The organism is Sinomonas sp. P10A9 (genome assembly GCF_041022165.1).
GTDB classification, from domain to species: Bacteria; Actinomycetota; Actinomycetes; order Actinomycetales; family Micrococcaceae; genus Sinomonas; species Sinomonas puerhi.
The window spans coordinates 945,778-970,309 of sequence record NZ_CP163302.1; the positions used below are offsets into that span (position 1 = coordinate 945,778).

Here is a 24,532-nt window from a genome sequence, read left to right on the forward strand (position 1 = left end):
CGTTCGACGAAGAAGAGGATCCACATTCCATGAGCAAGGTCCAGACCGGTCTCCGGTACTCCGAAGAGCACGAGTGGCTCGACACCACCGCTGCGCCCGCCAAGATCGGCGTCTCCCAGGTCGCCGCCGACGCGCTCGGCGACGTCGTCTACCTCGACCTGCCCGAGGCCGGCAGCACCGTCACCGCCGGCGAGACCTGCGGCGAGATCGAGTCGACCAAGAGCGTCTCCGACCTCTACTCGCCCGTCTCCGGCACGGTGGCCGAGGTCAACCAGGACGCTATCGACAACCCGGCCCTCGTCAACGAGGACCCCTACGGCGCCGGCTGGCTCTTCACGGTCGAGGTCTCCGAGGAAGGCCCGCTCATGACCGCCGAGGAGTACGCCTCCAAGAACGGTGGCGAGCTGTGAGCGCCGCGACCGCCCAGTTCCAGCAGGTCCACTCGGCTTCGCTCGACGCCAACCTGGCCGATCTCGACCCCGAGATCGCTGCATCGATCGACGCCGAGGCCGCCCGCCAGCGCGGTGGCCTCGAGATGATCGCGTCGGAGAACCACACGGCCGTCGCCGTCATGCAGGCGCAGGGCTCGGTCCTGACGAACAAGTACGCGGAGGGCTACCCGGGCAAGCGCTACTACGGCGGCTGCGAGCATGTGGACGTCGTCGAACAGCTCGCGATTGACCGCGTCAAGGCGCTCTTCGGTGCCGAGTTCGCGAACGTCCAGCCGCACTCCGGTGCGCAGGCCAATGCTTCCGTCATGCACGCGCTGATCAAGCCGGGTGACACGGTCATGGGCCTCAACCTCGCCCACGGCGGCCACCTCACGCACGGCATGAAGATCAACTTCTCCGGCAAGCTCTACAACATCGTTCCCTATCAAGTCCGCGAGGATGACCACCGGATCGACATGGCCGAGGTCGAGCGCCTCGCCCAGGAGCACAGGCCGCAGCTCATCGTGGCCGGCTGGTCTGCGTACGCGCGCCAGCTCGACTTCGCCGAGTTCCGCCGCATCGCCGACGCCGTGGGCGCGTACCTCATGGTGGACATGGCCCACTTCGCCGGCCTCGTGGCCGCGGGCCTGCACCCCTCGCCCGTGCCCCACGCCCACGTCACGACGTCTACCACGCACAAGACACTGGCGGGCCCGCGCGGCGGCATCATCCTGACCAACGACGCGGCCATCGCGAAGAAGATCAACTCGGCCGTGTTCCCGGGCCAGCAGGGCGGCCCGCTCGAGCACGTCATCGCGGGCAAGGCCGTCGCGTTCAAGATCGCCGGCTCGCCGGAGTTCAAGGAGCGCATGGAGCGCGTGCTCGCGGGCGCGAAGATCCTCGCCGAGCGACTCACGGCCGAGGACGTCAAGGCCGCCGGCATCGGCGTCGTCTCCGGGGGGACCGACGTGCACCTGGTCCTCGTGGACCTGCGCGACGCGGCGCTCGACGGCCAGCAGGCCGAGGACCGTCTCGCGGCGATCGACATCACCGTGAACCGCAACGCAGTTCCGTTCGACCCGCGTCCGCCGATGGTCACGTCCGGCCTGCGCATCGGCACCCCGGCGCTCGCGACGCGCGGCTTCGGCGAGGCCGCCTTCCGCGAGGTGGCGGACATCATCGCCGAGGCGCTCATCGCCGGGCCCGACGAGGACCTCGCTCCCCTCAAGGCAAGGGTCGACGCACTCGCGGCGGCCCACCCGCTCTACCCGGGAGTGGCTGACCTCAGCTGATCTCGTTGTGGGGTCTCTGGCGCCCGGTTGCGGGGTCTCTGGCACGCCAGAGACCCGCAAGGTCCCGCCAGAGACCCCGCAAGGTCCCGCCAGAGACCCCGCAACGGCGGGTCAGTACAGCTTCAGGAAAGGAACCAAGGCCATGGCCGTCGGCGTCTTTGAACTGTTTTCCGTGGGCATCGGCCCTTCCAGCTCCCACACGGTGGGGCCCATGCGCGCGGGCGCGGTGTTCGCCCGCGAACTGCGCGATCAGGGTCTCCTCGAAAGCGTCACGTCGTTGCGCGTCGACCTGTACGGGTCCCTCGCGGCAACCGGCCACGGCCACGGCACCTTCACGGCCGTGCTCCTGGGCCTCGAGGGCTTCGAGCCCGAGGCGATCCTCCCCGAGCAGGTCGAGGAACGCCTGGCCACGATCGCCGAGACCGGCACGCTGACCCTCGCCGGGTCGGTCGAGCTTCCCTACTCGGTCGAGGAGATGGTGCTCCACCCGCTCACTGTGCTGCCAAGGCACACGAACGGCATGAAGTTCCAAGTGTTCGGTGATGCGGGCGCCGACGGGTCCCTGGATCCTGACGGCGTGACCGTTCTGCGCGAGGCCACCTTCTACTCCGTGGGCGGCGGCTTCATCGTCCGCGACGGCGAGGAGGATTCGGCCCGCAAGGAGCTCGAGGAGTCCAAGAAGGAGCTCCCTTTCCCGTTCCGCACGGCGGCAGAGCTCCTCGGCCGCTGCTCCTCCAAGGGCCTGTCCATCAGCGACATCATGCTCGTCAATGAGAAGGCCTCGCGCCCCGAGGCCGAGATCCGCGAGGGGCTGCTGCACATCTGGTCCGTCATGGAGGACTGCGTCGAGTCCAGCCTCAAGCGCGAGGGAATCCTGCCCGGCGGACTCAAGGTGCGCCGTCGTGCGCCCGACTGGCACGAGCGGCTCCTCAAGGAGGACAAGGACCGCGACCCAATGTACTGGCAGGAGTGGGTCAACCTCATCGCGCTCGCCGTGAACGAGGAGAACGCGTCCGGAGGGCGTGTCGTGACCGCCCCGACCAACGGCGCTGCGGGCATCATCCCGGCAGTTTTGTACTACGCGCTCAACTACGCCCCCGGGATGGAGAACGCGACCCAGGAGGACAAGGACGACGTCGTCGTGAAATTCCTCCTCGCCGCCGGTGCCGTCGGCGTGCTGTACAAGGAGCAGGCCTCCATTTCCGGTGCCGAGGTGGGCTGCCAGGGGGAGGTCGGGTCGGCGTCGTCCATGGCTGCGGCGGGCCTCGCAGAGGTCATGGGCGGCTCGCCCGCCCAGGTCGAGAACGCCGCCGAGATCGCGATGGAGCACAACCTCGGCCTCACGTGCGATCCCATCGGCGGGCTCGTGCAGGTCCCGTGCATCGAGCGCAACGCGATCGCCGCCGCGAAGGCGATCAACGCCGCGAAGATGGCCCTGTGGGGCGACGGCACACACCGCGTCTCGCTTGACGAGGTGATCGTAACCATGCGAGAGACCGGCAGAGACATGAGCCACAAGTACAAGGAGACCGCGATGGGGGGCCTCGCCGTCAACGTCGTGGAGTGCTGAGAGCGGCGGTCGCGGCGTCACGGCGGCGCCGCGCCGTCAGGTCCACTGACTAGACTGGGCGACGGCCAACGTTGCCATGCCGGCAGCACCTCCAGGGAAGGAAACCAGCCTTCGTGACCAGTTCCAGCGTCCAGACCGTGACCCGCTTCCAAGCGCGTTTCGCCACCACAGACGAGATCGGGCACTGGGACAAGCACGTCACCGCGAACCCAAACGGCGGCAACCTGCTGCAGTCGGAGGCCTTCGCGGCGGTCAAGCGGAACTTCGGCTGGGAGGTCCGGTACCTCGTCCTTGAGCCAAGCGGGGCCGCATCAGGGGAAACCGCACAGGCGAGCTACAACCTGGTCCTCGAGAAGTCCTTCCCGTTCCTGGGCCGCTTCTGGTACCTCATCAAGGGCCCGGACGTCGCCGACGTCACCGAGGTGCCCGCGGCCCTCGAGGCGATCAAGGGCCTCGTGGTTCGGGAGCGGCTGGGCGTGTTCGCCGTCAAGGTGGAGCCGGACATCATCGATTCCGAGGAGGCCCGCGGCGTCCTCGGCGCTGCCGGCCTCGTGAAGGTTCCGAACCTCCAGCCCAACGATTCGACCGCAATCCTGGACATCGCGCCCGAGCCCAGGCTCGTGCTCAAGAGCCTCCACTCCCGCGGCCGCAATGCCGTGCGCCGCGCCGAGCGCGAGGGCGTGGAGGTGGTCGAGGCGGAGCCGACGCTCGCCAACTACCGCACGATGCACGCCCTCATGACGGGCACGCTCAACGCCAAGTCCAACACGGGCGCCCAGGTGCGCGGATTCGAGTACTACCGGCAGTTCTGGACCGAGTTCACGTCCCGCGGGCAGGGCCGGCTCTACTTCGTCTACGAGAACGGCCGGCCGTCCGTGGGCGCGTTCGTGATCAACTACGGGCGCAAGGGCACGTACAAGGACGGGGGTTCGCTCCAGAAGCGCGCCCAGTACGGCGACTCGCACCTCATCCAGTGGACCGCGATCAACCACATGAAGGATCTCGGCTGCACCGAGTACGACTTCTGCGGCACCCCGCCGGCGGACCGGCTGAAAGACACCTCGCACCCGTTCCATGGACTGGGCCTGTTCAAGACCTCGTTCACCAAGACGGTCACGGACTTCGTGGGCTGCTGGGACTACGTGATCGACCCGCTGCGCTACAGGGCGTGGACCACGGCTGGCGAGCGCGTTGCCCGCCAGCTCTACACCCGCCGCACCGGCCAGCAGTTCTACTGATCCAGAGCCCGGCGATGGCCGAGTCGGAGCACACATCGGAACCGGCGCCAGGAGGCGTGCCGGACGCGGACGGGTCCGACCCGCACGGGGACATCCCCGCCGGCGCGATCCCGCAGATCACCCCCGTCGCCTTCACGGACGCGCCAGCGGTTCCCCCTGGCCCGGCACCGGGCAGGGCGGCCGGGGGCACCCCCGGTGCAGGCACGCGCACGACGGCGGGCGGCCCGGCGCCGTCGTCCGCCTCGCCTTCCGTCGGGGTGCCGTCGGCAGACTCCGGCACGGCGCGCGCGGCGCGTACGGCCCCGCCCACGACACCCACGGCCACGCCCGCAGCCCAGACCGCGGCACCCGAGCCCGCCCGCGGCTCCGCGGTGCCGACGACCCAACCCATCACAGCGTCCCAGATCCGCGCCAACGCGGCCGCCAAGCGCGTCCTGGCAAGGCTCATCCGCGGCGAAAACCCACCCACGGCACCCATGAGCATCGTGGACCGGCTCGCCGGAAGCCCGTACGCGAATCCCACCATCCCTGCCGCGCCGGACGAGTCGGTGCGGCGCACACTCGACTTCGCGCTCGAGCTCGCGGAGACGATGTTCCGCTATGGTGCTGGCGCGCTCGAGGTCGAGACGTCGATGATCGCGGTGACCACGGCCCTCGGGCTGCGCCACGTCGATGTGGACATCACCAACCAGTCGGTCACGATCAACTACGCACCCAAGGAGGGCACGCCGAGCTCGCTCCTGCGCGTCGTGCGGTCGTGGACGTCGAACTACGCCGGCCTCGTGCTCGTGCACCAGCTGGTCACCGAGATCGCCGCGGGCGGCGTCGGCCTCAACGAGGCGTCCCGGCGGCTCCAGGGCATCTCGCGGCGGGCCAAGCCGTTCCCCAAATGGGCCGTGACGGCCGCGTTCGGCGTGTTCGCAGCCGTCTTCGTGGGCGTGCTCGGGGGAGGGCAGCTGGCCTCCCTCATCGCCTTCGGCTCGAACCTGCTCGTTTCCCTCGTGGCGCGCGTGTTCGGCACGTGGCGTGTCCCGGACTTCTTCACCACGCTGGCCAGCTCGTTCCTCGTGACGATGATCGCGCTGCTCCTGTTCGCCGCGCAGCTCACCATCGCGCCCGCGATCGTCGTGGTGGGCGGGATCCTCCTGCTCCTGCCGACCGCAAGGCTCGTCTCCGCCACCCAGGATGCGATCAACGGCTTCCCGGTCACGGCCGCAGGCCGATACCTCTCGGCGTTCCTGACGTTCGCGGCACTCGTGGCCGGCATCTCCGTCGCCACCGCGGCGGGCGAGATGCTCGGGATCGAGCGCATCGACGTGACCGAGACCTTCCCGCCCGCCTACCCCTATGTGGTCGAGGTGCTCCTCATCGGCGCGGCGGTGGCCGCGATCGCCGTCACCGAGCAGACGTCGCGGCGGCTCGTCCTCCCGACGGCGGCGGTCGGCGTGGCGGGGTATCTGGCACTGACCGGGGCAGGGCTCATCGGTGTGGGCGACCGGCTCGCACCGGCGGTGAGCGCGGTGGTCATGGGGTTCCTCGCCCGGATTGTCGCGCTGCGGATGGGCGCGCCGCAGCTCGTCGTCGCGGTGCCTGCGGCGCTCATCCTGCTGCCCGGTCTGACGATCTTCCGGTCCATGTACATCGTGACGGTCGACGCCGCGCAGATTGCCGGGGGCGCCGGGGGCATGCTCACGGCGATGGCCACGATCCTCGGCGCCGCGGCCGGGATCGTTCTCGGCGACAACCTCGCGCGCCCGTTCACGCGCAGCGCGACGTTCCTCGAACGACGCCGCCGGGCCCGGCGGCGCTGACCGCTCGCCCCGGGAAGGGGCTAGATCTGGCCGACCGGGAGCTTCTTCTCGGCCTGGAACTGGTCCTCGGCGCGGCCGTGCGCCCAGTAGCCGGAAAGTGAGAGCTTCTCGCGGGGCACGCCGCGGGCCTTGAACACGGCCCTGAGCTCCTTCATCGCGCCGCGCTCGCCGTGGGCGAAGACGTTGGGCGTTCCCGGGAGCCACTCCGCCTCGGACACGGCCTCGGCAAGGATGACCGTCTCGCCAGCAGGGTCGCCGTCGCGGGACAGCCACTGCACGTCGATGCCGACCGGCACGGTGAGGTCGAGGACATCGGTGCCCGAGCCGACCTCAAGGAACGCGATGCCGCGGGCTTGCGCCGGGAGGGCATCGATCGCCGCAGCGATGGCGGGGAGCGCGGACTCGTCGCCCGCGAACAGGTACCACTCGGCGTCGGAGGCGGGGGAGTAGGCGCCACCCGGCCCGCTGCACACGAGCCTGTCGCCCGGCTTCGCCGCGGCAGCCCAGGGCCCGGCGAGCCCCTCGTCGCCGTGCACCACGAAGTCGAGGGTGAGCTCCCGGGCCTCGGCGTCGAACGAGCGGACGGTGTAGGTGCGGGTCACGGGCCACTGCTCGCGCGGCAGCTGCTCCTTGAGGGCCACGAGGTCGACGGGCCCGTCGGGCCAAGCTCCGCCGGGAAGCTCGGTGGGGAAGGAGATCTTGACGTACTTGTCGGTGAATCCGTTGTCCTCGAACGCGTCGAATCCGGCGCCCCCCACGACCACCCGCACCATGTGCGCTCCGAGCTGTTCGGTGCGGACCACCACTAGATCGAGCGTCGGGCGGGGCTTCTTGGCCGGTCGCGGGGACGGGGTGGGAGCATCCGGGGCGCTCCCGGCGGGCGACGTCATGCGCCCCAGACTATCGGGTCGGGGCGCGGTTTCGGCTTCGCTCACCCACTGGGTCAGACCCAGCGGACCGGGTCCGCGCCCTGGGCGGCGAGCAGCGCGTTGGCCCGGCTGAAGGGCCGCGATCCGAAGAAGCCCCGGGAAGCGCTCAGGGGAGACGGATGGGCGGAGGCGATGACTGGCGTCGTGCCCAGGAGCGGCGCGACCGACTGGGCGTCCTTGCCCCAGAGGATCGCCACGAGCGGCGCGCCGCGGCCCACGACGGCCCGCACGGCCGCGTCGGTGACCTCCTCCCAGCCGAGCCGGCGATGCGACCCTGCAGACCCGGCCCGCACAGACAGGACTCTGTTCAGGAGCAGCACTCCCTCGTCCGCCCACGGAGAGAGGTCGCCGTTGGCGGGGGCCGGGGCGCCGAGGTCAGAGACGAGCTCGCGGTAGATGTTCGCGAGGCTGCGGGGCAGGGGCCGCACCGAGGCGTCGCACGCGAACGAGAGCCCGATCGCGTGCCCGGGCGTCGGGTAGGGGTCCTGGCCGAGCAGGAGGACCTTGACCCCGCTCAGCGGGCGACTGAACGCCCGCAGAAGGCGGGATGGAGCGGGAAGGATTGCGACGCCGTCGTGCGCCTGGGCCGCGAGCGATCGCAGCGCGGCCCGCAGTGCCGACTCGCAGGGTGCGAGCGCCGGCGCCCACTCGGGGTGCACGAGGCTGGCGAGCGGCTCGCCGGCCATGGCGTCAAGCTCGCGGGCGCTGTCGTTGGGGGACACGGCGCACGACGCCGAGCGGTCGCCGCCCGCGGCCGCCTCGCCGCCGGGGGTGATCGGCAGGTCGAAGAGCGGTTCAGCGTCCATCACGCAAGCCAGTGTGCCAGAAGCTCAGGCGGGAACAAGCAGCGCCTGCCGATACGGGGGAGATAGCGGCGGACATGCCCGGGAGAAATGACATCGCTGTAGTTCGGGCTTACGCTGGAGGGCATGTCGGCAGCTGCACACCACGCCCACGCGCTCGATGAGGCTCGGCTCGATGACGCTCGGCTCGACGACGCTCGGCTCGACGATGCGCCGGAGACGTCGCGCTCCGCAGACGGCCTGAGCGATGCCCTGAGCACGGATGCCCTGAAGGCTGAGGGCCTGAAGGCCGAGGGCCTGTCCGAGCGCGAAGTCCAGATGCTCGCGCTCGAGCGCGGGTGGTGGAAGTACGCGGGGGCCAAGGAACAGGCGATCCGCGAGCTGTTCGATCTCTCCGCGACGCACTACTACCAGCTGCTCAACGCCCTGATCGATACCGAGGCGGCGCTGGCCCACGATCCGATGCTCGTGAAACGGTTGCGTAGACTGAGGACGTCGCGGCAGCGTGCGCGCACTGCCCGCCGACTCGGCGGAGGCGCATGACGCTGCGCGCCGTCCCCCCAGCCGGCCACCGACAAGGACCTTGACGCAGGCATGAACACGTACTCCCGCGACGAATTCGATGCAATCCCCGAATCCCCCCGCAGACAGGGCGTGCACCGGACGCGCGGCGAGACGAGCGTCGAGGGCGGCGGCCAGTCCGGGCGCGGCCTCCGCTGGATCCTCGCCGCCGGGCTCATCGCGCTGGTGATCGGCGCCCTGGCCTTCTTCGTGCTGCCCCGGCTCGGCCTCTCGGGCACGACTGCCGCGGCCTCGAGCTCCCAGAAGCCGACTTCCGGCGCCCCGAGCGCTGCGCCCTCCTCGTCGGCCCCCAGCCAAGCGGCGTCATCCGCCGCCCCGCCGCCGTCCGCGAAGACGACTGCGCCGCCAGCGGCGGACAAGACCCTCGAGGTCGGGGTCTACAACGCGACTGCGACTGGGGGGCTCGGCACGCGTGCGGCCACGGCGGCCCGTTCGGCCGGGTGGGCCGTCTCGACCGTCGGCAACTGGGGCGGTGCGCCTGTGAGCGCTTCGGTCGTGTACTACAAGACCGCCGCCCAGGCTGACTCTGCGAAGGCCCTCGCGGCGGACCTCGGCATCGCCACCGTCCAGGAGGCGCCGGCGCTCGGCCTCCCCCTCGCCGTCGTGGTCGGGCCGGGATTCGGCGGCTGATGCAGGTGCGGGGGTCGCGACGGCTGCTGGGCGCGGTGGTGCTTGCGTCCGGGTTGGCCCTGACCTCCTGCACGGCCACCCCGGACGCGCGCAGCGCCACTCCCGCGGCGTCGGGCGACGGCGTGCTGCGCCTCGGCCTGCTGCTCGACTCGACGGGGGACTCGCAGTACCTCAACGATGCCCAGCGCGCCGCCGTTGTCCTCGCGGTCCAGCAGGCCAACGCCGCCGGTGGGTTCGCGGGCAAGCCCGTTGAGCTCCTGCCCGCGGAAATAGGAACCGACACGGCCACCGGTGCCCGAAACCTTGCCAAGGCCGGGGCGGACGCCGTGATCGGCACGACCGACTCGAGCCGTGCACCGAAGGCCATCGACGTCCTCTCGACGGCGAAGATCCCGCTCATCTCGCCCGCCAACGCCTCCGCGGCGCTGAGCACCTACCGCAGCGGCGGGTTCTACTTCCGCACGGCCGCCCCGGAGGGCGCGGAGGGTGCGGCGCTCATCGAGCTCGCCCGGCACTCGGGTGCGAAGAGCGTGGCGATCCTGCGTCAGGCCGGTGGCAAGGCAGAGGCGGATGCTGCCTCCGCGTCCGCCCGGGCTGCGGGTCTCACGGAGTCGGGAAGCGCCGAGTTCACCGGGACCGCAATCGGTTCTGCTGCCGCCGGGGCGAAGGGTGCCGACGCCGTCGTCGTCATCGCGCAGGGCGACGGCCAGCCGATCCTCGCAGCCGCGGCGGACGCGGGCATCGCCGGCAGCAAGCTCCTGCTCTCAAGCGGGCTCATCGGCCACTACGGTTCAACCCTCGCGAACCGGGCGCTCGAGGGTACCCGCGCGGTCGTGCCCGGCGTCTTCCCGACCCCCGAGTTCCAGTCCGCGCTCCTCGAGCATTCACCCGGCCTCAAGGACCTGACCTTCGCCGCCGAGGCGTACGACGCCGCGTCCCTCGCGGTCCTCGCGGCAGGCGAGGCGAAGGACGACGGCGGTGCCTCCATCGCGGCCAAGCTCACGGGCGTTTCGGGCGGGACCGTTCCCGGGCGAAATCCGATGGAGGCCCGCGAGAAGTGCACAGGCCTTCCCGACTGCCTAGCGCGGCAGGCCCGCGGCGCGACCGTTGACTACGATGGGATGTCCGGCCCGATCGCGTTCGATTCCCACGGGGACATCACGACAGCGCGTTTCCTCGAGTTCGATTTCGGTGCTGACAACCAGCCGCACCGCGTCGGCGAGGTCACGGTCGCTCGATAGCGGCAGTCACTGGCCGCGAGAGCTTGCACTCGGGGTGGGCGAGTGCTAGAAATTGAGTTAGCACTCCTGCGTTCAGACTGCTAACAGCCGAGGCTGCGACCAGTTTGGCCAGGAGACAGGAACACCTCGCTGGGGTGAGGCGTCAGCGGTCCGTGACATCACGGATGGGGGCGCCGGCCGTCGCGGGCGCTGCAGCAGGTGGCCTACCGACAGACACGTCCCGAAAGGACCGAAGCCGTCATGGCCAAGATCATTGCATTCGACGAGGAGGCCCGTCGCGGCCTCGAGCGCGGCCTGAACCAGCTGGCCGACGCCGTCAAGGTCACCCTCGGCCCGCGTGGCCGCAACGTCGTCCTCGAGAAGAAGTGGGGCGCCCCCACGATCACGAACGACGGTGTCTCGATCGCCAAGGAGATCGAGCTCGACGACCCGTACGAGAAGATCGGCGCGGAGCTCGTCAAGGAGGTCGCCAAGAAGACTGACGACGTCGCTGGCGACGGCACCACGACCGCCACCGTCCTCGCCCAGGCCCTCGTGAAGGAAGGCCTCCGCAACGTCGCCGCCGGCGCCGACCCGCTCTCGCTCAAGCGCGGCATCGAGAAGGCCGTCGAGGCAGTCACCGCCGAGCTCCTCGCCTCCGCCAAGGAGATCGAGACCAAGGAAGAGATCGCCGCGACCGCGTCGATCTCCGCCGGTGACACCCAGATCGGTGAGCTCATCTCCGAAGCCCTCGACAAGGTGGGCAAGGAAGGCGTCATCACCGTCGAGGAGTCCAACACCTTCGGCCTCGAGCTCGAGCTCACCGAGGGCATGCGCTTCGACAAGGGCTACCTCTCCGCGTACTTCGTCACGGACGCCGAGCGCCAGGAGACGGTCCTCGAGGACCCGTACATCCTCATCGTCAACTCGAAGATCTCCTCGGTGAAGGACCTCGTCGCGGTTCTCGAGCGCGTGATGCAGGCCAACAAGCCGCTCCTCATCATCGCTGAGGACGTCGAGGGCGAGGCTCTGGCCACGCTCATCGTCAACAAGCTCAAGGGCACCTTCAAGTCCGTCGCCGTCAAGGCCCCGGGCTTCGGCGACCGCCGCAAGGCCATGCTCACCGACATCGCGATCCTCACCGGTGGCCAGGTCATCGCCGAGGAGGTCGGCCTCAAGCTTGAGAACGCCACCCTCGAGCTCCTCGGCCAGGCCCGCAAGATCGTCGTGACCAAGGACGAGACCACGATCGTCGAGGGTGCCGGCGACGCCGACCAGATCGCCGGTCGCGTGGCTCAGATCCGCGCCGAGATCGAGAACTCGGACTCGGACTACGACCGCGAGAAGCTCCAGGAGCGCCTCGCGAAGCTCGCCGGCGGCGTGGCCGTCATCAAGGCGGGCGCGGCCACCGAGGTCGAGCTCAAGGAGCGCAAGCACCGCATCGAGGACGCCGTCCGCAACGCGAAGGCTGCCGTCGAGGAGGGCATCGTTGCCGGTGGCGGCGTGGCCCTCATCCAGGCCGGCGCCAAGGCGTTCGCCAACCTCGCCCTCGAGGGCGACGAGGCGACGGGCGCGAACATCGTCAAGATCGCCATCGAGGCCCCGCTCAAGCAGATCGCCTTCAACGCTGGCCTCGAGCCGGGCGTCGTGGCCGAGAAGGTCCGCGGCCTGCCCGCTGGCCACGGCCTGAACGCTGCTACCGGCGTCTACGAGGACCTCCTCGCGGCCGGTGTCAACGATCCGGTCAAGGTGACCCGCTCGGCGCTCCAGAACGCCGCGTCGATCGCCGGCCTCTTCCTCACCACCGAGGCCGTCGTTGCCGACAAGCCGGAGAAGGCCGCCCCGGCCATGCCCGGTGGCGACGACATGGGCGGCATGGGCGGCTTCTAACCCCCATCACCCACTCGTTTCGGGTACAGGTCTCGCGGCGCATCCGGCATATCGGGTACGCCGAGGGATCTGGGAATCACGACGGCGGGGTCACCACTTCGGTGGGGCCCCGCCGTCGGCGTTAACGAACGCCGCCGTTCAGGCACCCGGTTCAGGCACGATGCTGAGAGAGCCAGTGAGGCCTGGGTGGCTGCATCCCCAGAGTGCGCACCGTGCTGAGATGACCACGCAATCGGATTCGGCTCAGCCGTGCAGGATCCGCTGGAACAGCCGGTGGTCCTGCCACTGTCCGGCGATGCGGAGGTACTGGGGCGCGATCCCATAGGGCACGAACCCGTTGCGCAGCAGGACGCGCTGGGACGCGGTGTTGTGCAGGAGGGTACCGGCCTCGATGCGGTGCAGCCCGAGCTCGCCCCTCGCGATCTCGACGGCGGCCGCGACTGCACGGGTCATGATGCCTGCGCCGGTGTGGCTCCGCGCTATCCAGTATCCGAGGTTCGCGTTCTGGAACGGACCCCGGACGATTGACGAGAGCGTCACCCGGCCGATCGCCCGCCCGTCCTCGATGAGGATGAGGGGCATCGCGGCACCGCGGGCCTCCTCCTCGAGGAGCCGCGCGACGGCTTGACGCTGGCCTTCCTCGGTGAAGAAGGACTCGGGACGAACAGGCTCCCACGGCGCCAGATGGCTTCCGTTCTCTGCGAGGGCGCGGGCGAGCCCGGCAGCGTCGCCAGCCTCGAGGACCCGCAGCCGAACGGATGAGGTCAGCTGTCGTTCAGGGCTCACCGCTGGGCGTCCTCAGGCCTCGGGGGTGCCTTGGTGGAAGCGAAGCCGCCAGCGGCTGTCCACGCGCTGCCACAGCGACGAGCGCAGGGCCGCTCCGGTGGAGCCGACGGTTCGGTAGAGGATCTGAAGCAGGTCGTCGGCGAGATGCGTTGCCTCGATGAGCTCGAAGCGGGCCTGCAGTTCTGGGCCCTGGACAAGCTCTTCGATGAGTTCCTCTCGGTCCCAGAGGCGTCCCGAGGCGCCGATCTCTCGATAGTCCGGGTGCAGGAGGTAGGCGAGCTGGCCGTAGTCGCTGCGTACTTGGGGGTCCAGCAGCTCCTGCTCGAGCTCGACGACGGCCTCCGCATCCCGCGAGCGCCGAGCGTGGGAGGCCTGGGCGTCTGCGGATTCGGGGGAGAGGTCGTCGAAGAGCCCTGCCTGCTCGACGGGAGGTGCGGTCTTGCGCGGCACCGCGGTCTCCGGAGGTGCGGTCTCTCGGGGTAGGGCCCCGCGGCGTGCCGTGGTCTCGCGAGTCTTGGGCACCGCGACGGCCCCGGCGCCGACTCCCTGGAAACCCGGACCCTCCGCGGCGGCCCTGCCGGATTGGAACGCGATGGCCACGGCCCGGGCCTTGTCGTCGGCGGCCTCGTTGAGGGGGTGGCCGGCGTGACCCTTGACCCACTCGAATGCGTAGGTCCGCCCGGCAAGTTCCTGGTCGATCTGCAGGAGGAGGTCGACATTGAGCACCGGCTTGCCGTCGGCCTTCTTCCAGCCGCGACGCTTCCAGCCCGGCATCCACTTCGTGACGCAGTTGATCACGTACTGGCTGTCGCAGAGGATGAGCAGCGGTTCGTCAGCCATATGGGCTGTGGAACGGAACAGGTCGAGGACGGCCATGAGTTCGCCCTGGTTGTTGGTGCCATGGGGCCAGCCGCCAGCGTGCCAGTGCTCGTCATCGACGTACCAGGCCCAGCCTGCGGGTCCGGGGTTGCCGAGGGCGGATCCGTCTGCGGCGGCGGTAATGGTCATGGGTCCATCCTGCCAGAGCACACCGACGGTCTTCGGCCCGTGTACTGCCCCGCAGCCCTGCCCAGCGTCAGGGCGGTGCTGCGGGGCAGGGCTACCCGGATGGCCAGCCTGACTCCAGCGGTCAGCCCGCGAAGCGCTGGGCGTTGCTCGTCTCGATTTCGCCGTACGCGCTGCCGGCGTTCCGCAGTGCCGAGCCGATCTGGCCCAGCGAGGCCTCGACCTGTGCCTGAGTGCGCGCCCAGTCCGCGACGAGCGCCTGGAAGCTGTTCGAGGCGTGGCCCTCCCAGCTCGCGCGAAGCGTCTCGAGGTTGTTGCGCATGGCCTGGACTTCTGCGCGCACGCGCTCGGACGTTGCGAGCACTGCCTGTGCGCTCGAGTCGATTGCCTCGGTGTCGACCTTCATGATTGCCATGGTCCTCGTACCTTCCCTCGGGGTATCACGGCCGTTCTGTGCCGTCCCCTCGACCTTAGGAAAGCCGCGGTGCCCCCGCAGCAGGAGAGTTCCGTATGTGGATAACTGGCGAAGGCGAGTCCAGAGTCATGCGGGCAGGCTGCCCGAGCCTCCGCGCGCCGTCGTGGGTTCGGAGCCGCCGTCCGCCGAACCGTCGGAAGGCTCAGAGCCGGAGTCCCGGTCCATCCCGGCGGGAGACTCGGACGGGCGCTCCGGCACAGCGGCATACGGCATCTCGATCACGAACGTGGAGCCGCCGCCGTCGGTCTGCTGGTACCGGACGGTGCCGTGGTGCGAGCCGATGATGGCCGCGACGATGGCGAGCCCGAGGCCGGTGCCCCCCGTCTCGCGGTTGCGGGAGGTGTCCGCGCGGTAGAACCGCTCGAAGATCTTCGCGGCGTCCTTCTCGTCGATCCCGGGCCCGTGGTCGCGCAGTTCGAGGACGGCGACGGAGCGCCCGTCCGTGCTGCGCGTCCCGACCGCCACCTCGAGCGGCGAGCCCTTCGGCGTGTACTGCAGCGCGTTGCCCACGAGGTTCCCCACCACCTGGCGGATCCGGGCCTCGTCGCCGAGCGTGGGCGCGGGCGCGGGGCTGCCGCCGCCGAGGCCTAAGAGGCGCACGGTGCGGTCGGGGGCGGTTGCCCTGACATCGACCACGGCGTCGTGGCCCACGGGCAGCAGATCGATCGGCTTCAGAGTGAGTGGGCGCTGCTCGTCGAGTCTGGCCAGTGTAAGCAGGTCCTCGACCATCGTGCCCATGCGCTTCGCCTCGCTCTCGATCCGGCCCATCGCCGTCGAGACGTCATCGTCCGTCGCGAGCGCCCCGTGCCGGTACAGCTCAGAGAAGCCGCGGATGGTCACGAGCGGCGTCCGCAGCTCGTGCGAGGCATCCGAGATGAACCGCCGCATCCGTGATTCCGAGGCCATACGGGCCTGGAACGCCACTTCGATATGGGCGAGCATCGCGTTCAACGAGGAGGAGAGCCGCCCGAGCTCGGTGCCCGGCGCCTCCGCGTCGACACGTTGGGAGAGGTCGCCTGCTGCGATGGCCGCAGCGGTCTTCTCGACCCGTCGCAGGGGCCGGAACGCACGGGTCACCGTCCACGTGGCGATGAGGAAGACGGAAGCGAGCATGACGATCCCGACCCCCGCGGTGAGCGTGAGGGTGTGCTGGATCGCGTCCTCGACATCGGTGAGGGGCAACGCGATCACGATGGCGGCGGGTGTATTGCTGGCCACGATCCGCACGGGAATCGCGGTGTACCGCCAGTCGATGGAGCTGACCGTTCCGCGGACCTGGCGCACCTCGTCCTGCTGCTGCATCGTCCGCGCCTCGTCGGCCGAGATCGCGGGGATGTCGGGACGCCCCTGCGAGGTGTCCTGCTCGTAGTAGACGCTCGACTGTCCGCCCTCGGGGTAGATGACGAGGACGTAGTCCTGCGGGACGAGCGGGTTCGCGGTCGTCAGGAGGTCGATGTCCTGATTCTTCTTCGCGTAGTCAGAGGCATTGGTGAGGCGGAGGTCCAGCTGGCCCACGAGGTAGGTGCGCAGCTGGGTGACGGTGGCCGCCGCCGTGAGGAAGATGGCGCCCGTGAGCAGCACCATCATGATCGCGACGAGCTGGGTCCGCAGCGACGCGCTCTTCCACCGGGCCAGCACCTCTAGCGCTTCTCCGCCGTCCGCAGCACGTAGCCCACCCCGCGCTTGGTCTGGATGAGCCCCGGGCCGTTCGCGTCAACCTTGCGGCGCAGGTACGAGATGTACGACTCGACGATCGAGGCGTCGCCGTTGAAGTCGTACTCCCACACGTGGTCGAGGATCTGCGACTTGGACAGCACTCGGTTCGGGTTGAGCATGAGGTAGCGCAGGAGCTTGAACTCGGTGGGGGAGAGGTCGATCGAGACCCCGCCGCGGCGCACCTCGTGCGCGTCATCGTCGAGTTCGAGGTCGTCGACCCGGATCACGGCGTCGTCATCGAGCACGGGCTGGGTGCGGCGCAGGACGGCGCGGATGCGTGCCACGACCTCGTCGAGGCTGAAGGGCTTGGTGACGTAGTCATCCCCGCCCACAGTGAGGCCCTGGACCTTGTCCTCGGTCTCGTCCTTGGCCGTGAGGAAGAGGACCGGGACGTGCCGCCCCGCCGCGCGGAGCTTGCGCGTCACCGTGAAGCCGTCCATGTCCGGCAGCATGACGTCGAGGACTACGAGGTCCGGCGACTGCGCCTCCGCCGAAGCCAGCGCCTCGCGCCCGTTCCCGGCCGCCACGACCTCGAACCCCGCGAAGCGCAGCGACGTTGAGAGGAGCTCTCGGATGTTGGGCTCGTCGTCGACGACGAGGAGTCTGGCTTCGGGTTCAGTCTTCTTCACGCTCACCATGGTGCGCCCGGTTTCTGGCAATTGTCTGGACGTTCGCTGTGTGGTGGTCGCCGGTCTCCTCGGCGGCGTCTTGTGGTCTGCTCGGAGCGGACGACGGCGCGCGGTTCCGAGCGGCGATCTCCTCGAGGGCGGCGCGCATCGCCGCATAGCGCGCGGGTCCGATGGAGGCGCTCCACTCCCGCTCGATCTCCGCCACGGTCGCGAGGACCTGCTCCGCGAGTCGCCGGCCCGCCGCGGTGCGTCGGATCACCTTGGCCCGGGAGTCGTCCGGGTCCGCCGCGAGGGCAACGAAGCCCCGTTTCTCGAGGATCGCCGCGAACTGGCCCGCTCCGGCCTTGCTCATGGCGGCGCGCCCGGCCATCTCGCCGAGCCGCACGCCGTCGTCCGGGACGCGCGTGAGGAAGCGGAGCTGCGACGCCCGAAGCCCGCCCCAGTCGGAGGCCTCCTGAAGTTCGGCACGGAACACATCGAAGACTGCACCGATGAGGTTCGCGATGTTCTCCGTCATCGCACTAGCCTAGTCAAAAATAAAAATGGTTTACTAATCGTATGCAAGCGCCTGAGGCCACCATCGAGGACCAGCTCGCGCGCCTGGGCCGCGCCCGCACGGGTACCGACGATGGGGGCGCGCGGTTCCCACCCGACGTCGTGCGCCGCGGCCACGTCCTCTCGATTGCGATTTTCAGCGGGCTCAGCGCGCTGGCCCCGCAGGAGCTCGCGGCCGGCGACTCTCCCGAGCAGAGGGCGTGTCTGACCCATCGCGCCGGGATGGCCAGCGCCCTCACGGACGCCGTCGACGCGCTCGGCTAGCGACCCCGTCCGCATCACTCGGGCCGGTTCGCCGAGGATGCGTCGTGGCTGAACGGCGTCCCGACTCCCTCGTACGCGAGGTGGAACACCATGCCGTCCCGCGCGTGGCTGAGGTTGTGGCAGTGGTCCATCCAGATCCCGGGGTTGTCGGCCGTCAGGAGCACCGTCCAGACCTGGCCCGGGCGCACCTCGAGGCTGTCCATCCGCAGGTCCGCGGCGACCGCCCGGCCGTCGATGCTGACCACGCGCACGTGGTGTCCGTGCGGGTGCATCGGGTGGATGTCGTCGCTGCGGTTGACGATCGTCACGAGTACGTTCTCGCCGTCGTGGACGACGAGCGGCGGGATGTTGGGATAGACGGCGCCGTTGATCGTGAATGCGAACTTCGGGATGCCGTCGACGAACCGCAGGAGGTGGTCCGCGGTGTAGGTGGCCGTCGCGTCGGCGTGCGGGACGGGCGACGCCGCCGGCGCGCCGTACGCCGCAAGGTCGAGTTCGGTTCCCCCTCCGAAGCGCGGCGCGGACGACGGCGCGGGGTCGCCCGGCGGAACGAGGGCGAGGGCGCCGCTGTGGGAACCTTCCGCCGTGATCCACACCGGGTGGTCCGGCATGGTGAGCACCACGTCGTAGCGCCCGCCCGCGGCGAGGGGCAAGACCGTCCCGGCCAGTTCCGCGCCGCCGGCGAGGTCCCCGCCGTCGACCGCAGAGAGCCGGAAGCCGGACCCCGCTACGCCGAACCGCTGCGTGAGCTGGTCCGTGTTGATGAGCCGCACGCGCACCGGGGTCCCCGGTGCCACCGTCTCGGACCAGGCCCCCGCGTGCGAGCCGAACAGGGTGGCGCCTCCGATCGAGTGCACGGGGACGGTCAGGTCCTTCACGCCCGGAGAAGGCCCGCCGGACGGGTCCACGACGAGCGCGCCGTAGAGGCCGAGGGGCACGTCCGCCGAGCCGTTCTGGTGGGTGTGGTACCAGTACGTCCCGGTCTGGGCGGCGGGGAACTCATACGTGAACGACTGGCCCGGCATGACCGCGTCCTGGGTCACGCCCGGCACGCCGTCCATCGCGTTGGGCACGTCGTAGCCGTGCCAGTGGAGCGTCACGCCGTCCGCCACGGAGTCGTTGACGAGGGTCACGCGCACTGTCTCCCCTTGGACCGCCCTCAGCTCGGGCCCGGGGAGCGAGCCGAAGGTGAGCGCGTCGACGGTGCTGCCGTTGTCGAGAGTGACCTTCCCGCTGCGTGCATGGAGGGTGAACTCGCGCACCGGTCCGCTGGTCTGGGATCCCCTGAGGGCGTCCACGCTCCGCTTGGCGTGAGGCGAACTCGCCGAGGGCCCCGTGGAAGACATGCCCGAGTGGCCGCCCATCTCGTGGAACGACGACGGAGCGCCGCCCCGGCTGTCCATCCATGCGACCGCGAGCGAACCGACGAGGATGGCCACCCCTAGGGTCCCGACGGCCGGTACCGCCCGGTGACGCCATCCCTTCGCCAGACCCGCTGCGACCGCGCCCGTTGAGAGCAGGGCCAGAGCCCCGAGCACGGCTACCGGGAGCCAGCCCGCCGGGGTGCCCAAGGTCAGGACGGCGAGGAGGGCCGCCGTGGTCAATGAGCTCGCCGCCGCCAGCGCGCTGAGCTGCCGCCCGTGCCGTTCCGGCCCCGTGAGACGCGGGAGCACCAGTGCGGCGAGGCCGGCCAGGCAGCCGGGGGCGGTGAGGGCTGTGGCTCCGAGGAGGCGGTCGCCCACGAGTGCCGATGGCCCTCCGAAGAGGACTGTCAGCCGACCCGCGCCTGTCAGGACGCCGAGCGTCCCGGCGGCGTCGGGGGCCCACCGCGGGAGCCAGCCCGGCGCCGTCGTGCGCCTGAGGGAAAGGCCCGCGGCGAGCGCGCCCCCCCACGCCGCAGCGCAGGCCGCGGCGAGGAGGAGGTCGACGCCGAGGGCTGCTGACGCGGGCATCGGCTCTCTGTCCGGGTGCTCGGCGTCAGGCGGCAGGGGCCTGAGCGCTGACCTTCTCCGGCCGTGTCACCGAGCCGGTCCTGTCGAGGCGCCGAGCGCGCAGGAGGAGCCAGTAGCAGCTGAAGATGATGAGCAGGCCAGTCACCGCGTGGGTCGCGACTGCCCAGGCGCCCGGGATGCTTGGGTTGTCCGGGCCGGCCCCGGTCAGCATGCCGCCGACGATGAAGACGAGCAGCTGGACCCACGTCAGGAGGAAGATCCCGACCGTGAGCCAGATGGTGTTCTTGCCGGCCTTGGCGAGTGCGGCGACCAGAATCGTCAGGAGGGCGAGCGAGCGCAGGACGACCTGGCCGTTGAAGGCGTGGTAGTCGAACGAGGCGTGATTCGGGATGAGATCGAGGGCGAAGGTGCCGAATGCGGCGAGGTAGAGCTGGACGATCGTGTCGAGGAAGAGGAGGGCGGAGACGGCGAGGAATGCCTTGCGCATGGGAGGACCCCTTGAGGGTGTGGGTGTACGCCGGAAATGGACCGAAATGGTGAGTCCTCTCGCCCCGGTCAGGGCGCCCCGTGAAGACTCTGCAATGTCCCGTCAGCGCTTTCAGGATAGGCGTGACCCGCAGCCCTGTAAAGAAGGTTTAGCTAATTGGTGGATTATCTTCGGGAGAGCAGGGGTGGGGCCCCGTTCGGCGGAACGGGGCCCCGCGTTATGCCGGTCGAGCCGGTGCCATGTGCCCGCTTCTCAGGCGCACGGAAGGGTTACTGGATCCTCACGTTGGCCGTGTGGTCACCGGTTCCCTTCGGGCTGTACGTCGCTCCGCCGAGGGCGCAGAGGCTGGCGTCCGAGATCGCGCCGCCACCGCCGGCTGCAAGTGAGGTCTTGTTCACGGTGTCAACCGTCACCGTGCTGCCGTACAGCGAGTGATCGGCATCCTTGCAGACGAGCACGATGATCGTAAACTGTCGGTTGTCTACGAAGGTCAGAGTTACTGCCGGAACATTCCCGTCGACCCCGGCGCCCGGGGCAACGGTAACGGTTTGGTCAGTAGCCCCGGCATACCCGGACGGGATCGTCGATTCGTGCACCGTGTAGGCTCCCGGGACCACGTTGGTGAACGTGTAGTTTCCGGATGCATCAGTGGGCGAGCTCGTCTGCACCACGGTCGTTCCCGACAGCAGCTGGAACACGGCACCCGCTAGCGCAGCGCCGGTGTCGTCCTGCTTGTGGACGTTGACCTTGCCGCGCTCGGTGTTGGTGAAGGTGCAGGTTACGTTATCGCCGGCACCCAGCGTGAAGGTTGCCGTGCTCGTGGACACGCTGCCTGATCCGGCCGGCTTGTCACACGACACCTTGGTCAGGTCCCAGCCAGCAGTCGCCGATTCGGTCCAGGTGTAGGTGCCAGGAGTGAGGTTGAGCTGGTCGAATGTCTGCCCATTCTTCAGAGACTGGTTTGGGCTGCCCGTCTGGGTGAAGGTGAAGCTCGTTCCAGTGTTGTCCGGATTCGGGTTTGTGACCTTCGTCACATGTAGATTCGCCCGTGCCGTGTTCTCGTAGGTGCAGGTCACGGTCTCACCTGCAGCCAGAGTGATGGCTGCAACCGTGTAGCCGGTCTTCGCCACCGTGGAATTAGTACCGGACGAACTGCACGTGAGGTTGGTCGCGTCGAAGCCCGTCGTCGCTCCCTCGGTGAAGGTGTACGTCCCGCCCCTGAGGTTCTGGAACGTCGTGCTTCCGTCGGTCGGCGCGGCAGTACCAGCCTGAGTTGTGGTGATGGAGAACGGCGACTTCAAGGTCGAGTTCGGCGCCTGGGCGACGCCCGTCGAGTCGGTGTAGTTGAAGGTGCCAGTTCCACCGATAGAGGTCTTCTGGATCTTGATCGTGCCGCACTTCTGGAAGCCGAGGTTGATCGGCTGGATGAAGTCCTTGATCTCCGAGGTGAACGAATCGGATGAGCGGCTCTTGAGGTACGCGCTGTTGAGCGCGAGGCACGAGTTAGCCTGAATGATCCCGGCTCCTTCGAGATTCACAACGGTCTCGCCGAAGGTGAACGGGTCGAGCGCCCCGGGCGCGGGATTGAGCACTGTCCCTACAAATGGGTCAGAGGCTTGGCCTGCCGTGGTGTTGACTGATGCCTCGAAATTCTGGCTCTGCCCGGAAGAGTTTCCGATCGTTGTGCCTGCGCCCCAGCAAGGATAGGTGTTCGAGGCTTCGCACAGGAGCGCTACCTTGGTCGTGGGGTCGATCAGCGTGCCGTCAGTCCACTTGTACCAGATGATCTGCGGGTTGGTACCGCCGCTCGCTAGGTGGAAGTCCATAAGAATATCGCCCACGGTGCGAGCGGGCGTCACGCCGTTACCGACCGCTGGATCGACTTTGGCCTGATTGAGCTCAAAGTCCATGTTGGTGGTACCGGACGGGTTGTTCTGGCGCTCCCACGCGAGATAGGCGTAGTCGTTACCGTCGGACTCAGTCTGGACTTTGGCGAAGAAGCGTGTCAGATCGCTCTTGTTGGGTGGGATCGCGCCACTGGTTACCGATGGTGTGATCGTGTCTTCCTTCGTTCCGTTGCCGAAGGAATCGTCGGTCTTACCTGACTTGACGTCGTCGCGACACCAATGCGTGAACGACGCATCGTTACAGTTGACACCCAAGCTTGTCGTCGTCCAATCGATTTCGCCGGCAGTGGTCGTGCTCAGCGAGCCATTGACGGCATTGAAATGGTTCGGGTCGATGTAGGTCGTCGTGACTGCCTGCGCAGACGTTACGCCGGCAGCCACGAGGATGCTGACGCCTAAAGCCGCAGCCCAACGGCTGCGGTGGATGAGTTTCATTGGAAGTGTGCTTTCGCTGGTGCGAACACGGGTTTCGGCGCGGCCCCCAGCGCCCGCTCCGTGGATCCGCCGTAGCGGAACGAAGACCCCAGCGACGCCAGTGTAGGAGCGGTCACACTCAGATCACAACGAATTCAGATATCATCCGTCATGACAAAAAAAGTCACGGGATGTCGCGGGCGTCGAGGATCCGATACGCGTATCCCTGTTCCGCGAGGAACCGCTGCCGCTTCGCCGCGAAGTCCTGGTCGAGCGTGTCCCGGGCCACGAGCGCGTAGAACCGCGCCGCGCGCCCGTCCGCCTTGGGCCGCAGTAGCCTCCCGAGCCGCTGGGCCTCCTCCTGCCGCGAGCCGAAAGAGCCCGAGACCTGGATCGCCACCGACGCCTCGGGCAGGTCGATCGAGAAATTCGCGACCTTCGAGACCACAAGCCTCCGTTCCTCCCCCGCACGGAAAGCGTCGAACAGCCGCTGCCGCTCCTTGACGCTCGTGGCGCCGGTGATGACCGGGGCCCCAATGCGCTCGCCGATCTCCCCGAGCTGGTCGAGGAACTGCCCGATCACAAGCAGCTGCTCGTCCGCGTGCCGGGCCACGAGCCGCTCCACGACGGCCGTCTTGGTCTCGCTCCCCGCGCACAGGCGGTACTTGTCCGCATCATCCGCCATCGCGTACGCCATGCGCTCGTCGCGAGGGAGATCGACGCGCACCTCGACGCAGTCGGCAGGCGCGATGTAGCCCTGCGCCTCGATGTCCTTCCAGGGCGCGTCGTACCTCTTGGGCCCGATGAGCGAGAACACCTCGCCTTCGCGGCCGTCCTCGCGCACGAGGGTTGCGGTGAGACCGAGACGACGCCGCGCCTGGAGGTCCGCCGTCATGCGGAAGATCGGCGCGGGCAAGAGGTGCACCTCGTCGTAGATGATGAGGCCCCAGTCGTTCTTGTCGAGCAGCTCGAGGTGCGGATACAGCCCGCCGCGCTTGGAGGTGAGGACCTGGTAGGTCGCGATCGTGACCGGCCGGACCTCCTTGACGGCGCCCGAGTACTCGCCGATCTCGTCCTCGGTGAGCGAGGTGCGCTTGAGCAGCTCCGAGCGCCACTGCCTCGCGGACACAGTGTTGGTGACGAGGATGAGCGTCGTCGTGGAGGACTGCGCCATCGCGGCCGCGCCCACGAGGGTCTTCCCCGCGCCGCACGGAAGCACGACAACGCCGCTGCCGCCAGCCCAGAAGTTCTCCGCCGCCACTCGCTGGTACGGGCGCAGGGACCATCCGCCGGTCGCAGGCGGTGGGACGGACGACGCCGGCGACTCCCCGCCGTCGTGTGCGTCACCGGCAGCGGTGGCCGGCACAGTCTCGGTGAGCGCTATCGGGTGCGGGGTCCCGTCGACGTAGCCCGCACGGTCGTCCGCGGGCCAGCCGATCTTGAGCAGGGCCTGCTTGAGCGCGCCGCGTTGGGACGAGAGGACCACGGTGGTCCGCGCGTCGATGCGCGGACCGAGCATGGGCGCGATCTTCTTGGCCCGGTGCACCTCCTCGAGCACCGGGAAATCGTCGGAGCGCAGCACGAGCCCGTGGACCGGATCCTTCTCGAGCCACAGCCTCCCGTAGCGGGACATCGTCTCGTCGATATCGATGAGGAGCGCATGCGGGACGGGGAACCGCGAATAGGTGAGGAGCGTGTTGAGGACGCGCTCGGCGTCGAGCCCGGCGGCGCGGGCGTTCCACAGGCCGAGCGGCGTGAGCCGGTAGGTATGAACGTGCTCGGGGGCGCGTTCGAGCTCGGCGAACGCGGCGATCTCGTGCCGCGCCTCGGTGGCCTGCGGGTGGTCGACCTCGAGCAGGATGGTCTTGTCGCTCTGGACGATGAGGGGTCCGTCGCTCAACTGGGTGACTCCTTCGCATCGGGCCGGGCGGGTACGCTGAACTGGC

Annotated in this window: 22 protein-coding genes; 10 read left to right on the top strand and 12 right to left on the bottom strand. The window is 69.1% G+C overall.

Going from position 1 to position 24,532, the window contains the following annotated elements; translation table 11 throughout:
* Positions 1 to 29 precede the first annotated feature (29 nt).
* The 5 genes from gcvH to AB5L97_RS04345 all read left to right on the top strand — a co-directional run bounded on the left by gcvH (position 30) and on the right by AB5L97_RS04345 (position 6,342).
* On the top strand, positions 30 to 410 hold the full coding sequence (gcvH, locus tag AB5L97_RS04325; protein ID WP_369046603.1) for a glycine cleavage system protein GcvH: 381 nt from the start codon (positions 30 to 32) through the stop codon (positions 408 to 410).
* Complete coding sequence (gene glyA / locus AB5L97_RS04330) at positions 407 to 1,723, top strand: serine hydroxymethyltransferase (RefSeq protein WP_307957741.1); 1,317 nt, start codon at positions 407 to 409, stop codon at positions 1,721 to 1,723. The genes gcvH and glyA overlap by 4 nt, the downstream gene beginning before the upstream one ends.
* Before the next feature lie 142 nt (positions 1,724 to 1,865).
* Positions 1,866 to 3,293: an L-serine ammonia-lyase gene (locus AB5L97_RS04335; RefSeq protein WP_369046604.1), complete on the top strand. Its 1,428-nt coding sequence runs from the start codon at positions 1,866 to 1,868 to the stop codon at positions 3,291 to 3,293.
* A 137-nt stretch (positions 3,294 to 3,430) separates the two neighbouring features.
* Positions 3,431 to 4,531: a lipid II:glycine glycyltransferase FemX gene (locus tag AB5L97_RS04340; RefSeq protein WP_369047351.1), complete on the top strand. Its 1,101-nt coding sequence runs from the start codon at positions 3,431 to 3,433 to the stop codon at positions 4,529 to 4,531.
* Between the two features lie 371 nt (positions 4,532 to 4,902).
* Entirely contained in the window at positions 4,903 to 6,342 is a 1,440-nt protein-coding gene (locus tag AB5L97_RS04345; RefSeq protein WP_307957845.1) for a threonine/serine ThrE exporter family protein, read from the top strand.
* Between the two features lie 20 nt (positions 6,343 to 6,362).
* On the opposite strand, the gene AB5L97_RS04350 is transcribed toward AB5L97_RS04345, so the two are convergent.
* Both AB5L97_RS04350 and AB5L97_RS04355 read right to left on the bottom strand, forming a co-directional pair.
* Entirely contained in the window at positions 6,363 to 7,232 is an 870-nt protein-coding gene (locus AB5L97_RS04350; protein ID WP_307957743.1) for a siderophore-interacting protein, read from the bottom strand.
* Between the two features lie 53 nt (positions 7,233 to 7,285).
* Complete coding sequence (locus AB5L97_RS04355; protein ID WP_307957846.1) at positions 7,286 to 7,957, bottom strand: uracil-DNA glycosylase; 672 nt, start codon at positions 7,955 to 7,957, stop codon at positions 7,286 to 7,288.
* Between the two features lie 357 nt (positions 7,958 to 8,314).
* On the opposite strand from AB5L97_RS04355, the gene AB5L97_RS04360 reads away from it, so the two are divergent.
* From AB5L97_RS04360 to groL, 4 genes are all read left to right on the top strand, one after another.
* Positions 8,315 to 8,617, top strand: coding sequence for a DUF3263 domain-containing protein (locus AB5L97_RS04360; protein WP_423246842.1), 303 nt, complete (start codon positions 8,315 to 8,317; stop codon positions 8,615 to 8,617).
* 51 nt (positions 8,618 to 8,668) lie between these two features.
* On the top strand, positions 8,669 to 9,286 hold the full coding sequence (locus AB5L97_RS04365; protein WP_369046605.1) for a LytR C-terminal domain-containing protein: 618 nt from the start codon (positions 8,669 to 8,671) through the stop codon (positions 9,284 to 9,286).
* Positions 9,286 to 10,527 carry an ABC transporter substrate-binding protein gene (locus AB5L97_RS04370; protein WP_369046606.1) on the top strand — a complete coding sequence of 414 codons (1,242 nt, stop codon included), beginning with the start codon at positions 9,286 to 9,288 and terminating at the stop codon, positions 10,525 to 10,527. Before AB5L97_RS04365 ends, AB5L97_RS04370 begins: the two co-directional genes overlap by 1 nt.
* A gap of 240 nt (positions 10,528 to 10,767) precedes the next feature.
* A complete protein-coding gene (gene groL / locus AB5L97_RS04375; RefSeq protein ID WP_307957746.1) occupies positions 10,768 to 12,396 on the top strand; it encodes a chaperonin GroEL in 1,629 nt (542 codons plus the stop codon).
* Positions 12,397 to 12,639: 243 nt separating this feature from the next.
* On the opposite strand, the gene AB5L97_RS04380 is transcribed toward groL, so the two are convergent.
* The 6 genes from AB5L97_RS04380 to AB5L97_RS04405 all read right to left on the bottom strand — a co-directional run bounded on the left by AB5L97_RS04380 (position 12,640) and on the right by AB5L97_RS04405 (position 17,524).
* Positions 12,640 to 13,182, bottom strand: coding sequence for a GNAT family N-acetyltransferase (locus AB5L97_RS04380; RefSeq protein WP_369046607.1), 543 nt, complete (start codon positions 13,180 to 13,182; stop codon positions 12,640 to 12,642).
* Between the two features lie 12 nt (positions 13,183 to 13,194).
* Positions 13,195 to 14,190, bottom strand: a complete 996-nt coding sequence (locus AB5L97_RS04385; protein WP_369046608.1) for an RNase H family protein — start codon at positions 14,188 to 14,190, stop codon at positions 13,195 to 13,197.
* Between the two features lie 121 nt (positions 14,191 to 14,311).
* Positions 14,312 to 14,602, bottom strand: coding sequence for a WXG100 family type VII secretion target (locus tag AB5L97_RS04390; protein ID WP_307957749.1), 291 nt, complete (start codon positions 14,600 to 14,602; stop codon positions 14,312 to 14,314).
* 126 nt (positions 14,603 to 14,728) lie between these two features.
* Entirely contained in the window at positions 14,729 to 16,300 is a 1,572-nt protein-coding gene (locus AB5L97_RS04395; protein ID WP_369046609.1) for a sensor histidine kinase, read from the bottom strand.
* A 2-nt stretch (positions 16,301 to 16,302) separates the two neighbouring features.
* On the bottom strand, positions 16,303 to 17,007 hold the full coding sequence (locus tag AB5L97_RS04400; protein WP_374049269.1) for a response regulator transcription factor: 705 nt from the start codon (positions 17,005 to 17,007) through the stop codon (positions 16,303 to 16,305).
* Entirely contained in the window at positions 16,994 to 17,524 is a 531-nt protein-coding gene (locus tag AB5L97_RS04405; protein ID WP_369046610.1) for a MarR family winged helix-turn-helix transcriptional regulator, read from the bottom strand. Before AB5L97_RS04405 ends, AB5L97_RS04400 begins: the two co-directional genes overlap by 14 nt.
* Before the next feature lie 41 nt (positions 17,525 to 17,565).
* Between AB5L97_RS04405 and AB5L97_RS04410 the strand changes: the two genes are divergently transcribed.
* Positions 17,566 to 17,826, top strand: coding sequence for a hypothetical protein (locus AB5L97_RS04410; protein WP_369046611.1), 261 nt, complete (start codon positions 17,566 to 17,568; stop codon positions 17,824 to 17,826).
* Between the two features lie 14 nt (positions 17,827 to 17,840).
* On the opposite strand, the gene AB5L97_RS04415 is transcribed toward AB5L97_RS04410, so the two are convergent.
* The 4 genes from AB5L97_RS04415 to AB5L97_RS04430 all read right to left on the bottom strand — a co-directional run bounded on the left by AB5L97_RS04415 (position 17,841) and on the right by AB5L97_RS04430 (position 24,486).
* A complete protein-coding gene (locus AB5L97_RS04415) occupies positions 17,841 to 19,778 on the bottom strand; it encodes a multicopper oxidase family protein (protein ID WP_369046612.1) in 1,938 nt (645 codons plus the stop codon).
* 25 nt (positions 19,779 to 19,803) lie between these two features.
* Complete coding sequence (locus tag AB5L97_RS04420) at positions 19,804 to 20,265, bottom strand: hypothetical protein (protein ID WP_369046613.1); 462 nt, start codon at positions 20,263 to 20,265, stop codon at positions 19,804 to 19,806.
* A 269-nt stretch (positions 20,266 to 20,534) separates the two neighbouring features.
* A complete protein-coding gene (locus AB5L97_RS04425; protein ID WP_369046614.1) occupies positions 20,535 to 22,607 on the bottom strand; it encodes an MSCRAMM family protein in 2,073 nt (690 codons plus the stop codon).
* 163 nt (positions 22,608 to 22,770) lie between these two features.
* Positions 22,771 to 24,486 (bottom strand): DNA repair helicase XPB, encoded by a 1,716-nt coding sequence (locus tag AB5L97_RS04430; RefSeq protein WP_369046615.1) that lies wholly within the window; start codon positions 24,484 to 24,486, stop codon positions 22,771 to 22,773.
* Between the last annotated feature and the right edge of the window lie 46 nt (positions 24,487 to 24,532).

Coding starts and splice junctions, on each gene's coding strand:
- gcvH (WP_369046603.1), top strand. CDS start 30: ATGAGCAAGGTCCAGACCGGTCTCCGGTACTCCGAAGAGCACGAGTGG.
- AB5L97_RS04335 (WP_369046604.1), top strand. CDS start 1,866: ATGGCCGTCGGCGTCTTTGAACTGTTTTCCGTGGGCATCGGCCCTTCC.
- AB5L97_RS04350 (WP_307957743.1), bottom strand. CDS start 7,232: ATGACGTCGCCCGCCGGGAGCGCCCCGGATGCTCCCACCCCGTCCCCG.
- AB5L97_RS04355 (WP_307957846.1), bottom strand. CDS start 7,957: ATGGCCGGCGAGCCGCTCGCCAGCCTCGTGCACCCCGAGTGGGCGCCG.
- AB5L97_RS04365 (WP_369046605.1), top strand. CDS start 8,669: ATGAACACGTACTCCCGCGACGAATTCGATGCAATCCCCGAATCCCCC.
- AB5L97_RS04370 (WP_369046606.1), top strand. CDS start 9,286: ATGCAGGTGCGGGGGTCGCGACGGCTGCTGGGCGCGGTGGTGCTTGCG.
- groL (WP_307957746.1), top strand. CDS start 10,768: ATGGCCAAGATCATTGCATTCGACGAGGAGGCCCGTCGCGGCCTCGAG.
- AB5L97_RS04385 (WP_369046608.1), bottom strand. CDS start 14,190: ATGACCATTACCGCCGCCGCAGACGGATCCGCCCTCGGCAACCCCGGA.
- AB5L97_RS04390 (WP_307957749.1), bottom strand. CDS start 14,602: ATGGCAATCATGAAGGTCGACACCGAGGCAATCGACTCGAGCGCACAG.
- AB5L97_RS04405 (WP_369046610.1), bottom strand. CDS start 17,524: ATGACGGAGAACATCGCGAACCTCATCGGTGCAGTCTTCGATGTGTTC.
- AB5L97_RS04410 (WP_369046611.1), top strand. CDS start 17,566: ATGCAAGCGCCTGAGGCCACCATCGAGGACCAGCTCGCGCGCCTGGGC.
- AB5L97_RS04415 (WP_369046612.1), bottom strand. CDS start 19,778: ATGCCCGCGTCAGCAGCCCTCGGCGTCGACCTCCTCCTCGCCGCGGCC.
- AB5L97_RS04420 (WP_369046613.1), bottom strand. CDS start 20,265: ATGCGCAAGGCATTCCTCGCCGTCTCCGCCCTCCTCTTCCTCGACACG.
- AB5L97_RS04425 (WP_369046614.1), bottom strand. CDS start 22,607: ATGAAACTCATCCACCGCAGCCGTTGGGCTGCGGCTTTAGGCGTCAGC.